The organism is Microbacterium sp. SCN 71-21, from assembly GCF_001725695.1.
Classification (GTDB): Bacteria; Actinomycetota; Actinomycetes; order Actinomycetales; family Microbacteriaceae; genus Microbacterium; species Microbacterium ginsengisoli.
Genome location: NZ_MEGA01000070.1, coordinates 1 through 11458, shown reverse-complemented (window position 1 = coordinate 11458; position 11458 = coordinate 1). Strand labels below are relative to the sequence as shown.

Below are 11458 nucleotides of genomic sequence, written 5' to 3'. Positions count from 1 at the left end.
CGCGCCACTTGACAAGCACTCAACCTCGCTAAACGGAGGTGGTGGTGCGACGATCGGGTGGATCCGTCGCGAGTGCCGCATTCGGATCGAATCACGGGTGTGGTTTCGCGCTTCCGACTCCGTGTCGAGCGCGCTCGCGGACTGGGGTGGCCGGGGCACGCCTCGAGCGCCCAGACAACGAGCTGGCGCTGGCGGACATCGATGGCAAAGCAGTGGTGTCTCTTCTCTTCGCGGGGACGCTCCGTCCGACTGCCACAGCGACTCGGAGCGGTCGCGGTGACGATCTGGTGACCAGTTCCATGGAATGAGGAGGGCTTCGCGAGTGCCGTGCATCTTGCCCATGCCGGCCGGCTCGCGCTCGCGCTGGCAGATCGCCATGCGCGCCGCCCGGTCCGGATGGACGCCGAGCCAAGCCCATGAACGAGCCCGGTGGACGCCGAAGTGATGGTGGGCGGCAACATGTGTTCGCGATGTCACTTGAATGCACCTCGTGTCGGACCGTAGGTTGACGCACCGGACATCGCACCACGCCCGGCAACGGCGGTCCGCGACGCGCACGAGACGTCAAACAGGCAGTTGCGATGCTGATGCCGACTATGTTCAGTGCCGTGACGACCAGGAGTTGCCGTTGGGTGGATCCAATGCCCGTTAGCGTTGACGCGGTGAGGAGGGTCGTGAGGAGTCCATCCTCCAGCTCCCGATCCGCAGGGGCGCATCGGCCGACAGCGCGGTTCGCACGCAATGAACCTCGTCAGCATTGATGCGACGCTGGCCACGCCATGGACAGGACACGGCTGGCGCAATCCCGGCTCCGCGCGCAGCGGGCAGTGTCAATTCGTCGAAGCAACACCAGGCTCTTCTATGAGGAGTTGCTCGAACGCTTCCCGGGGCGTCAGGAAGTCGAGGGCGGCTCGGGGCCGGTCGTTTAGCTCTTCGGCGATCGCGTCGAGGTAGGGCTGGTGGTCCGTGATCTCGGTGCCCCTCGGGAGGTATTCGCGAATCAGCCCGTTCGTATTCTCGTTCGTGCCCCGCTCCCAAGGACTGCGCGGGTGGGCGAAGTAAACCGGCATCGAGGTGGCGAGGGTCAGGGCCGCGTGGCCGGCCATCTCCGAGCCCTGGTCCCAGGTCAGCGACTAGTGCATCAAGGCGGGCAGCTCGTTGAACTCCTCGATGAGGATGTCTTTCAGCGCGATGGAGTCCTTCGCCTTCGGCAGCGCCTTGATCACCGTGAACCTCGTGGTGCACTCCGCGAGGGTTGCGACCGCGGTCTGCTGGCCCTTGCCCGTCACGAGATCGCCTTCCAAGTGCCCTGGGACGCGACGCTCCAGTACCGACGGATCATGGGCGTCGATCGACACCATCCCGGCGAGCCGGAACCGCTCTCCGGCCTGACGCTGCGGGCGACGCCGGGTGCGCTTCGACCTGAGCATGATCCCGCTCGCGGCCAGCTCGCGCTTCGGCAGCGCGTAGATGTAGCGGTAGATCGACTCGTGCGGCACGGTCTTGCGATCGACGCCCGGCGATTTCCCCATGCGTCTCACCCTGGGGTCGATCGCTTCATTCCTCAATCGACCAGCGATCTCCCTCTGCGTCCTGGACCGGCGCAAGTCCCACCGCACCCGGGCCAGCAGCACCTCGTCCGCGGCGACCTTGAACGCCTGCGGACGGCGACAGCGCCGCCCGGCCCGAGCGTGAGCTGTCGAGGCGTCGAAGCCACGGTCCAGGTTCTCGTTGCGCGCGATCTCACGGGACACGATCGACGGATGCCGGATGATCAACCGCGCGATCTCCCGCACACCGAGCCCGGCTTCCACCCCCGCCGAGATCTCCACACGATCACCGAACGACAACCGCACCCAACTCACCCGATCCCCCAACGGCAACCGGATCAGACCCCGGTGTTGCTTCGGCGGTATGACACCGCCAGCAGGATCGGGCGAGCGCGACAGCGGCGAGACGGTCTACCGACGGCTCATTCCCGCAAGGAGCTCGGGAGTCCGGCGTGCGCGGGATGCGGATTCCTGCGCGAGCGGCGCAGCGCCGCCTCCCGGTGGTGTCGGTCGCGCAGGGCTGACATGTGAGCACCCGCTGAGCGGTTCGTTCTGTGCGCAGTCGCGACGCTCGGCGGAACGGCGTGCGCGCTCCCGTCGTGTACGCCGATTTGGGTCCACTATTGGTCCACTTATCCCATTTGGGTCCGGTTTGCGCTCCGTACCAGCCCGTAGTCGAACACCGCGAATCCGGTAAGTTCAGTGCCAGTAAGGGGTGCGCTGTCCCCTGAGCCTGAAACGGGCGGTTGCGGGTTCAAGTCCCGCTGTCGGCTCCATTCCTGATTCCCGCACTGTTTTTCCCTGCTCCTGCGGTGGCTGTCCGTGCGCGGGTGCGCCATCATTCGGAGGGCTATCCTGCGCAGCAGGGGCTTTGTGGGAGAGGGGAACCCGACATGACGCACGACCACGCCCATCCGCGGGGAAAGCAGCCGACCGACGCGACGCTGCGCCGACGCCAAGAGGTGGCGGCACAGCTGCCGTTCGACGACGACCGCGATCTCGCGGAGGCTCGACGCGGGTTCCTCGCCGCTCCCGAGTATCGGCAGATCCTCGCCGAGGCGGGGCACGTGGCATGGAACATCGGGGACTACGACTTCCTGCTCGGCGATGAGGACTTCGCCTCCATCCACCCGTCGCTGCAGCGTCAGGCGCGGCTGAACATGGAGTACGGCCTGTTCGAGGTGGTGCCCGGCCACATCTACCAGGTGCGCGGGTTCGACCTGGCGAACATCTCGTTCATCCGCTCCGACACGGGCTGGATCGTGTTCGACCCGCTGACGGCGAAGGAGACGGCCGCCGCCGCCCTCGCTCTCGTCAACGAGCACCTGGGCGAGCGTCCGGTCGTCGCGGTGGTCTACTCCCACTCGCACGGCGACCACTTCGGCGGCGCTCATGGCGTGGTGGATGTCGCGGACGTGCACAGCGGCGCGGTTCCGGTCATCGCCCCCGTCGGCTTCCTCGAGCACGCGGTCTCGGAGAACGTGTACGCGGGCAACGCCATGGTGCGGCGCATGTTCTACCAGTACGGCACGCTCCTCGAGCGCGGACCGTTCGGTCACGTCGACCAGGCGATCGGGAAGGGCGTCGCCGCGGGCACCGTCGGCCTCATCGCACCCACTGTCGACATCGTCGACGACATCCAGGAGCTCACGATCGACGGCGTGCGCATGGTGTTCCAGAACACGCCGGGCACCGAGGCTCCCGCCGAGATGAACACCTGGTTCCCCGACCTCAAGGCCTTCTGGGCGGCGGAGAACATCGTCGCCACGATCCACAACATCTACACGCTGCGCGGGGCCCTCGTGCGCGATGCGCTGGAGTGGTCGCGTCAGATCAACCGGGCGCTGCACCTGTTCGGGCAGGAGGCGGAGGTGATGTTCGCTTCCCACAGCTGGCCGCGCTGGGGCAACGAGCGCATCCAGGAGGTCATGCGCACCCAGCGCGACACGTACGCGCACCTCAACAACGGGGTCATGCACCTCGCCAACCAGGGCGTGACGATCAACGAGATCCACCGGGTCTACCAGGTGCCCGACTCGCTGCAGCGCAGTTGGGCGGCGCGCAGCTACCACGGCTCGGTGGCGCACAACGCGCGCGCGGTGGTGAACCGCTACCTCGGCTACTGGGACGGCAACCCCTCGACCCTCATCCCGCTCGCGCCCCGCGAGTCCGCGCCGCTGTACGTGGAGCTCATGGGCGGTGCGGAGCGCATCCTCGCGCGCGCCCACGAGCTCATCGCCGCGGGCGACGACCTCCTGGCCGTCGAGATCCTGAACAAGCTCGTCTACGCGGAGCCGGCGAACGAGGCCGCGCGCGATCTCCTCGCCGACGCGTTCGAGCAGATCGGCTACCAGCAGGAGAGCCCGAGTGTGCGTAACAGCTTCCTGGCGGCGGCGTTCGAGCTGCGCTCGGGCATCCCCGAGGGCCAGACGGCGAACGCGACGAGCCCCGACCTCGTGCGGGCGCTCAGCACGCAGCAGTTCCTCGACTACCTCGCCATCCGACTCGACAGCACCGCGGCGGGCGAGGCTCGCGGCATCCTGAACCTGCGGGTGACCGACATCGGCGAGGAGTTCGTCGTCGAGGTGAGCAACGGCACGCTCACCAGCGTCGAGGGATTCCAGTCGGCGTCGCCGGATGCGACTCTCACGGTCACGCGCGCCGCGCTCGAGGACCTCATGGTCGGTGCCACGACCGCCCCCGAGCTGCTCGCCGCCGGTCGGGCGACGCTCGAGGGCGACCCGAGCGCGTTCCTCGCCCTGGGGGGAGCGCTCGTCGAGTTCGCTCCCGGCTTCCCGATCATGCCGGGCACCACCCCGTCGGGTCCCGCAGTGCCGGCGGACGGGTTCGGCTACCACGCGTGACCGTGCCGTCCGGGGGGACCCGGCCGGCGCAGGCCGTGCGCTCCGCCTCTTGACGGCGACAGGCGTGTCGCGCCATGATCCGAGCACCTGCACACCTCGGAGTCACCTATGCGCGCACGCAACGCCGCGGCATCCGCTGCTCTCGTCCTCATTCTCGGTCTCGCCGGATGCGGAGGGCCGAGCGGGGGCGCCGTGACGCCGACGCCGACGACGACGGCATCCGCCGGCACGTCGGCATCCGCGACCCCGAGCGCCTCGCCCACCGCGACCGCGTCCCTGCCGACCGACTGCGCGAAGGTCGGCTCCGATGCCACCCGGTCGTCGACGCTCGACCAGATGTCGCTGCAGGGCGACGGCAAGGGCTTCGTCCGCCCGGCGCCGACGGGCGCGACGCTCGCTCTCGGCTGCAACTGGATCGAGGGCGACGCGACCGGGGTGCTGCTGCTGATCAGCACGGTCGACCCGGATGCCGCCGTCTCGTATGCCCAATCGACCCTTCCGGGGCAGGGCTACACGTGCACGGTCGGGGACGTCGGCGAAGAGGTCTGCCAGCTGTCCAAGGAGAGCACGCAGTACCCGGTCACCGTCACGCAGACCGCGTATGCGCGCGGAGACGTGTGGATCTACCTCGAGACGTCGAACGTCGTGCCCGAGCAGCTCCTCGACGACCTCGTCGCCGAGATCTGGGGCAGCTGAGCGCACCGCCTACGATCGGAGGGTGAGCGCGACGCAGCCGGTGATCCCCGAACACCGGCGGATGCCGCGGGCCGTCGCCCTCGGCGGAGCGGTCGCGGTCGGCATCCTCACGGCCCTGCAGGCCCGCGTCAACGGCTCGCTCGGTCACGAGATGGGCGACGGCTTCGTCGCCGCGTTCGTCTCGTTCTCGTCGGGGTTCGTGATCCTCGTCGTGCTCTCGCTCGCCCTCCCCGCGGGCCGTGCCGGCCTTCGGCGTCTCGCGACCGGCGTGCGACACGGTCACGTGCCCATATGGATGCTGCTCGGTGGCCTCGCCGGCGCCCTCACCGTCGCGACGCAGGGCCTCACCGTCGCGATCATCGGAGTGGCGCTGTTCACTGTCGGCGTCGTCGCGGGGCAGACGGTCAACGGACTCGTGCTCGACCGGGTCGGCTACGGTCCCGCCGGGGTCGTCCCCCTGACATGGGGGCGCATCGTCGGCGGCGCCGTCGTGCTCGCGGCGGTCGTGGTGCTGGTGAGCTCGGAGGGAACGACGGCCGTCCCCTGGTGGATGCTGCTCCTCCCGTTCGTCTCGGGCGCCGGGATCGCGTGGCAGCAGGCCACGAACGGGCGCCTCCGTCAGGCCGTGGAGTCTCCGCTCACGGCGACGCTGGTGAACTTCGCCGGCGGCACGGCCGCCCTCGCGATCGCGGGCGGCGTGCACGGGGCGATCTCGGGGCTGCACGTCACGGTTCCCGGGGCGGGCTGGCTCTACCTCGGCGGTGCGATCGGCGTCGTCTACATCTTCCTGTCGGCCGCACTGGTGCGGCACACGGGGGTGCTGCTGCTCGGTCTCGGATCGGTCGTGGGACTGCTCGCGACATCCGTCACGCTCGATGCGATCTGGCCCCCGGAGTCGGGTCCGAACCCGGCGATCGCCCTCGCCGGTGTCGTGGTGGCTCTCGCCGGTGTCGTGATCGCCGCCGCGCGCCGCCGTCAGCGGGCCTGAGGCAGCGCGGACAGAACCTCGGCGGGGTCGACGCCCCGCTCGTGACCGGTGCGGTCACTCGCCTCGGGCTTGCCGCCGACGTACAGCCAGCCGAGCAGGTGCTCCTCGGGACCGAGCCCGTGCAGGGCCGCGACCTCCCGGGAGCGCGTGTAGCCGCCCGTGCGCCAGATGACGCCCCAGCCCGCTTCGTCGAGCAGCAGCGAGAGGGCGTGTCCGACACCGGATGCCACGGCCTCCTGCTCCCACGCCGGCACCTTCTCGCTCGCGCGCACGCTCGTCACGACCGCGACCAGCAGCGGCGCGCGCAGGGGCTTCGGCGACGGCTCGTCCGCCCCGGTCGCCGCCGCGATCGCTTCGCCCAGGCGCACACGGTCGTCGCCGCGCAGGGTCACCAGGCGCCACGGCCGCAGGGACGCGTGGTCGGCGACGCGTCCCGCGGCCGACACGAGGGCGGCCAGCTCCTCGTCGGAGGGGGCCGCCTCGGTCAGCTTCGACCAGCTGCGCCGCGCGAGCATCGCCTCGCGCGCGCTCACGCCTCCTCGGCCGGAGTGAAGTCGAGGGCGATGGAGTTCATGCAGTATCGGTCGCCGGTGGGCGTGCCGAACCCGTCGGGGAAGACGTGCCCCAGATGCGATCCGCAGTTCGCGCAGCGCACCTCGGTGCGCACCATGCCGTGGGTGCGGTCCTCGATGAGCTCGACGGCCTCGGGCCGCACGGACTCATAGAAGCTCGGCCACCCGCAGTGCGAGTCGAACTTGGTGCCGCTCTGGAAGAGCTCCGCACCGCAGGCTGCGCAGGTGTAGAGGCCGGCGCGGTCCTCGTCGAGCAGCTCGCCGGTCCACGGCCGCTCGGTCGCGGCCTGGCGCAGCACCGCGAACTGGGTGTCGCTGAGCTCCTCGCGCCACTGCGCGTCGGTCTTGTTCACGTTGTACGACATCGGGTTCTCCTTGCGTCACCTCATTCAACCGCGTCGGCGCCAGGGCTGTTCCGCGCGTGCCTGAGAATGTGACCATGTCCGACCAGACCGATGCCGTCGTCGACCGCTACGGTCGGTTCGCGCGTGACGAGGCCCCCGGCCGGTCGGCGCTGTACGAGGAGTGGGCGCGCGGCATCGCGGAGGATCGTCGTGTCGCGGCGCTGATCGCCCGCATCCGTGACACCCGTCGGCAGCCGCCGCTCGTCTTCGCCGTCTCCCGCCTGCTCGGCGCCCCCGAGTCGGGGTTCGCGTCGTGGGCTGAATGGGTGAGGGCGCACATCGAGGACCTCGTCGTGGGCTGCGAGAGCCGCAGCATCCAGACCAACGAGCCGTTGCGCTGCGCGGCGCTGCTCCCGGCCCTCAGCGCCGTCGACGGCCCCATCGCGCTTCTGGAAGTGGGGGCGAGCGCCGGGCTCTGCCTCTACCCCGACCGCTACTCCTACCGCTACGAGACGCCCGACGGGGTTGTCGCCGTCGATCCCGCCGGCGGCGAGAGCCCCGTCCTCCTCCGCGCGTCGTGGCGGGGGAACATGCCGCGCCTGCGCCTGCCCGAGGTCGTCTGGCGGGCAGGGATCGACCTGAATCCCCTGGATCCTCGGGATGCCGCCACCCGCCGCTGGCTGACCGCGCTGGTCTGGCCCGGCGAGAGCGGGCGTGCAGAGCGCATCGAGCGGGCGCTCGACATCGCCGCCGCCGATCCGCCCCTGCTGCGCGCCGGCGATGCCGCGGACGGCGCCATCGGCGAGCTGGCGGCGCTCGCGCCGACCGGTGCCACCCTCGTCGTCACGACCCCCGGGGTGCTCGCGCACGTGCCGCGCGCTCGCCGAGGTCTCGTCATCGATGCGGCTCGGGCCGCGGGCACCTGGATCACCCTCGACGATCCCGGGCTACACGACGGCTGGAACGCGCCGATCGATCCCGCCACGTGGCCCGCCGGCCGGTTCGCGCTGTCCCGAGACGGCGAGGTGCTCGCGGCCGTCGACCCGCTCGGCGGGTTCGTGGAGTGGCGGGCGGATGCCGCGGCATCCGCGTCGTAATCTGACGCCGTGCCCCTCTCCGAACGCGACCGGTCGATCCTCGACTTCGAGGCGCGGTGGCTGCGGCACGGAGCCGGCAAAGAGGAGGCGATCCGAGCGGAGCTCTCGCTCGCCCCGGCGCGCTACTACCAACTCCTCGGGCGCCTGATCGACACCGACGACGCGATCGCCGCGGAGCCCATGCTGGTCGCCCGACTGCGGCGCCTGCGCGCAGCCCGGGTCGATGCCCGGGCCCGGCGCACCTCCGGGCTGTCGGCCTGACGTTCGCACGGCGAACGTCGAGCGGAGTGAGGGCACCGTACTTGTACGATGCACTGGTGTCCAGGCAGACCTACCCTCGCGATCGCTTCGACGGCGTCTCCGCCGCGTCCGGCCGCGTCGGCGCTCACCGCGCCGAGAACCCGCGCATGCGCGCCGGCCTCGTGCTCTTCTGGGCCGCGATCGCAACGGTCGTCCTCCTGGTCGCCGGCATCTTCGCGTCGATGGTCTACACGGGCCGCATCGACCTCACGCCGCAGACCGCGCCGAGCTACTCCGACACCCCCGAGGTTCCCTCCGTGCGCGACACGTCGTACTCGATCCTGGTGCTCAACGGCACGGCCAATCCCGCTGCGTCGACGGATGCGGTCGCCCGGCTCGAGGCCGCCGGGTGGACCGCCGACAAGGTGATCGCCGGTGCCGCCTCCACGACGAGCTTCGCCACGACCACCGTCTACTACTCATCCGACGCGGACCTCGGTGCCGCCAAGGGCCTCGCCGATCTCCTCAATGCCGGCTCCATCGTGCAGAGCAACGCCTACACCGGTGCCTCCGGCACGCCGAGTCCCGGTGCGACCTCGGCGAGCACCAAGCAGCTCACGATCGTGCTCGGCGCCGATTATCAGCTCGGCACGGCCACGCCCGCGCCCTGAGGCCGTCGAGCGGCGGTTCCCGGGCCGTGTTTCCGCGGCGTAAACACTTCGATGCGCGCGTGTAAGCAGTTGCGTTCTCCGCGAATCCGCGCCTATCGGCGTGGATACGATGGCCGCGTCACACAGCTTCAGGAGTACGCATCATGGCCCATGGCACTGTCAAATGGTTCAACGCTGAGAAGGGGTACGGCTTCATCACCGTCTCCGACGGCCAGGACGTGTTCGTGCACTACTCCAACATCGAGATGAACGGGTTCCGTGTGCTCGAAGAGGGGCAGGCGGTCGAGTTCACCGTCGGTTCCGGCCAGAAGGGCCCGCAGGCGGAAGCCGTGCGCGTCGTCGCCTGAGCCGCGGCATCCCCGTCACACTTCTCACATCGACGCCGTCCTTCGGGGCGGCGTCGACGCATGTCGGGAGGTGTGACGCCCCGTTCCGACCGGCTTGCACTCCCCGGGGGCGAGTGCCAGAATGATTTAGCACTCGATCAGACTGAGTGCTAAAGACCTAGCCCGTCCGGGAGGGACGACACACAATGGCAAAGATCATTGCTTTCGACGAGGAGGCCCGCCGCGGCCTCGAGCGCGGCCTCAACACCCTGGCCGACGCCGTCAAGGTGACGCTCGGCCCCCGCGGTCGCAACGTCGTGCTCGAGAAGAAGTGGGGCGCCCCCACGATCACGAACGACGGTGTCTCGATCGCCAAGGAGATCGAGCTCGACGACCCGTACGAGAAGATCGGCGCGGAGCTCGTCAAGGAGGTCGCGAAGAAGACCGACGACGTCGCCGGTGACGGTACGACCACCGCGACCGTGCTCGCTCAGGCGCTCGTCAAGGAAGGCCTGCGCAACGTCGCGGCCGGCGCCGACCCCATCAGCCTGAAGAAGGGCATCGAGAAGGCCGTCAAGGCCGTCACCGACGCTCTGCTCGCCTCGGCCAAGGAGGTCGAGTCGAAGGAGGAGATCGCCGCCACCGCGTCGATCTCGGCCGCCGACCCGGCGATCGGCGAGCTCATCGCCGAGGCCATCGACAAGGTGGGCAAGGAGGGCGTGGTCACCGTCGAGGAGTCCAACACCTTCGGCACCGAGCTCGAGCTCACCGAGGGCATGCGCTTCGACAAGGGCTACATCAACCCCTACTTCGTCACGGACCCCGACCGCCAGGAGGCGGTCTTCGAGGACCCGTACATCCTCATCGCGAACCAGAAGATCTCGAACATCAAGGACCTTCTGCCCGTCGTCGACAAGGTGATCCAGGACGGCAAGGAGCTCCTCATCATCGCTGAGGACGTCGAGGGCGAAGCTCTCGCGACGCTCGTGCTGAACAAGATCCGCGGCATCTTCAAGTCGGCCGCCGTCAAGGCCCCCGGCTTCGGCGACCGCCGCAAGGCCCAGCTGCAGGACATCGCCATCCTCACCGGTGGCCAGGTCATCACCGAGGAGGTCGGTCTCAAGCTCGAGAACGCCACCCTCGACCTGCTCGGCCGCGCCCGCAAGGTCATCATCACCAAGGACGAGACCACCATCGTCGAGGGTGCCGGCGACCCCGCGCAGATCGAGGGCCGCGTGACCCAGATCCGTCGCGAGATCGACAACACCGACAGCGACTACGACCGCGAGAAGCTCCAGGAGCGCCTCGCCAAGCTCGCCGGCGGCGTGGCCGTCATCAAGGCGGGTGCGGCGACCGAGGTCGAGCTCAAGGAGCGTAAGCACCGTATCGAGGACGCCGTGCGCAACGCGAAGGCGGCCGGCGAGGAGGGCATCGTCCCCGGCGGCGGCGTCGCGCTCATCCAGGCCGGCAAGATCGCGTTCGCGAGCCTCGAGCTCACGGGCGACGAGGCGACCGGTGCGAACATCGTCAAGGTCGCCATCGAGGCCCCCCTCAAGCAGATCGCGCTCAATGCCGGTCTCGAGCCCGGTGTCGTCGCGAACAAGGTGGCGGAGCTCCCCACCGGTCACGGCCTCAACGCCGCGACCGGCGAGTACGGCGACCTCTTCGCGCAGGGCATCATCGACCCCGCCAAGGTGACCCGCTCGGCTCTGCAGAACGCCGCGTCGATCGCGGGCCTGTTCCTCACGACCGAGGCCGTCGTCGCCGACAAGCCCGAGAAGGTCTCCGCTCCGGCGGGCGACCCGACCGGCGGCATGGACTTCTGAGTCCTGACGCCTGCGAAACGGCGGATGCCCCGGACCTCACGGTCCGGGGCATCCGCCGTTTCGCATCGGTGGCGAGCGAATGTGGCTCGTCGCCCGTTCAGCGGAAGAGTGCGAGGTTGAGCTGTTCGGTCTGGGCGTAGGCCTGGCCGGCCTGCGCGAGCGAGGCGTTGATGCCGGCGAGGCTCTCCTCCACCGTGCGGTACGTCGCCTGCCATCCATCGATGCTGCCCTGGAATGCGAGGGCGGCCGATCCCGTCCAGCTGGCCTGCAGGTGCGTGAGCTGG

Annotated in this window: 11 protein-coding genes and 1 pseudogene; 8 read left to right on the top strand and 4 right to left on the bottom strand. The window is 69.6% G+C overall.

Translation table 11 applies throughout. From position 1 onward, the window contains the following. Positions 1-830 precede the first annotated feature (830 nt). Positions 831-1865, bottom strand: a pseudogene (locus ABT08_RS10355) (IS30 family transposase). Positions 1866-2443: 578 nt separating this feature from the next. Here ABT08_RS10355 and ABT08_RS10350 point away from each other — a divergent pair. The 3 genes from ABT08_RS10350 to ABT08_RS10340 all read left to right on the top strand — a co-directional run bounded on the left by ABT08_RS10350 (position 2444) and on the right by ABT08_RS10340 (position 6098). Next, positions 2444-4414 carry an alkyl/aryl-sulfatase gene (locus ABT08_RS10350; protein WP_288114888.1) on the top strand — a complete coding sequence of 657 codons (1971 nt, stop codon included), beginning with the start codon at positions 2444-2446 and terminating at the stop codon, positions 4412-4414. 108 nt (positions 4415-4522) lie between these two features. After that, positions 4523-5110 carry a DUF3558 domain-containing protein gene (locus ABT08_RS10345; RefSeq protein WP_288114887.1) on the top strand — a complete coding sequence of 196 codons (588 nt, stop codon included), beginning with the start codon at positions 4523-4525 and terminating at the stop codon, positions 5108-5110. Between the two features lie 22 nt (positions 5111-5132). After that, entirely contained in the window at positions 5133-6098 is a 966-nt protein-coding gene (locus tag ABT08_RS10340) for a DMT family transporter (protein WP_353743292.1), read from the top strand. Here the strand turns inward: ABT08_RS10340 and ABT08_RS10335 are convergent. Beyond that, positions 6086-6613 (bottom strand): nitroreductase family protein, encoded by a 528-nt coding sequence (locus tag ABT08_RS10335; protein WP_056210381.1) that lies wholly within the window; start codon positions 6611-6613, stop codon positions 6086-6088. The two genes, ABT08_RS10340 and ABT08_RS10335, sit on opposite strands and share 13 nt — an antisense overlap. A gap of 14 nt (positions 6614-6627) precedes the next feature. Continuing rightward, positions 6628-7035, bottom strand: coding sequence for a peptide-methionine (R)-S-oxide reductase MsrB (gene msrB, locus ABT08_RS10330; RefSeq protein WP_045246743.1), 408 nt, complete (start codon positions 7033-7035; stop codon positions 6628-6630). A 74-nt stretch (positions 7036-7109) separates the two neighbouring features. Here msrB and ABT08_RS10325 point away from each other — a divergent pair, with 74 nt between their 5' ends. The 5 genes from ABT08_RS10325 (at position 7110) to groL (ending at position 11174) form a co-directional block, all read left to right on the top strand. After that, on the top strand, positions 7110-8111 hold the full coding sequence (locus ABT08_RS10325) for a DUF2332 domain-containing protein (RefSeq protein WP_288114886.1): 1002 nt from the start codon (positions 7110-7112) through the stop codon (positions 8109-8111). Positions 8112-8120: 9 nt separating this feature from the next. Further along, the gene (locus ABT08_RS10320) at positions 8121-8372 is read left to right on the top strand and encodes a DUF3263 domain-containing protein (RefSeq protein WP_045246741.1); all 252 of its coding nucleotides are present in this window, start codon (positions 8121-8123) and stop codon (positions 8370-8372) included. Between the two features lie 56 nt (positions 8373-8428). Beyond that, the gene (locus tag ABT08_RS10315; RefSeq protein WP_288114884.1) at positions 8429-9022 is read left to right on the top strand and encodes a LytR C-terminal domain-containing protein; all 594 of its coding nucleotides are present in this window, start codon (positions 8429-8431) and stop codon (positions 9020-9022) included. 143 nt (positions 9023-9165) lie between these two features. Beyond that, complete coding sequence (locus tag ABT08_RS10310) at positions 9166-9369, top strand: cold-shock protein (protein WP_045246739.1); 204 nt, start codon at positions 9166-9168, stop codon at positions 9367-9369. A gap of 185 nt (positions 9370-9554) precedes the next feature. Further along, complete coding sequence (groL, locus tag ABT08_RS10305; protein ID WP_045246738.1) at positions 9555-11174, top strand: chaperonin GroEL; 1620 nt, start codon at positions 9555-9557, stop codon at positions 11172-11174. Positions 11175-11271: 97 nt separating this feature from the next. Here groL and ABT08_RS10300 read toward each other — a convergent pair. Beyond that, positions 11272-11458: WXG100 family type VII secretion target (locus ABT08_RS10300; RefSeq protein WP_288114882.1), on the bottom strand; the 187-nt coding region annotated here is incomplete at its 5' end.

Excerpts from the sequence above, each read along its gene's own strand:
- ABT08_RS10350 (WP_288114888.1), top strand. The coding sequence starts at position 2,444 with ATGACGCACGACCACGCCCATCCGCGGGGAAAGCAGCCGACCGACGCG.
- msrB (WP_045246743.1), bottom strand. The coding sequence starts at position 7,035 with ATGTCGTACAACGTGAACAAGACCGACGCGCAGTGGCGCGAGGAGCTC.
- ABT08_RS10335 (WP_056210381.1), bottom strand. The coding sequence starts at position 6,613 with ATGCTCGCGCGGCGCAGCTGGTCGAAGCTGACCGAGGCGGCCCCCTCC.
- ABT08_RS10325 (WP_288114886.1), top strand. The coding sequence starts at position 7,110 with ATGTCCGACCAGACCGATGCCGTCGTCGACCGCTACGGTCGGTTCGCG.
- ABT08_RS10310 (WP_045246739.1), top strand. The coding sequence starts at position 9,166 with ATGGCCCATGGCACTGTCAAATGGTTCAACGCTGAGAAGGGGTACGGC.
- groL (WP_045246738.1), top strand. The coding sequence starts at position 9,555 with ATGGCAAAGATCATTGCTTTCGACGAGGAGGCCCGCCGCGGCCTCGAG.
- ABT08_RS10345 (WP_288114887.1), top strand. The coding sequence starts at position 4,523 with ATGCGCGCACGCAACGCCGCGGCATCCGCTGCTCTCGTCCTCATTCTC.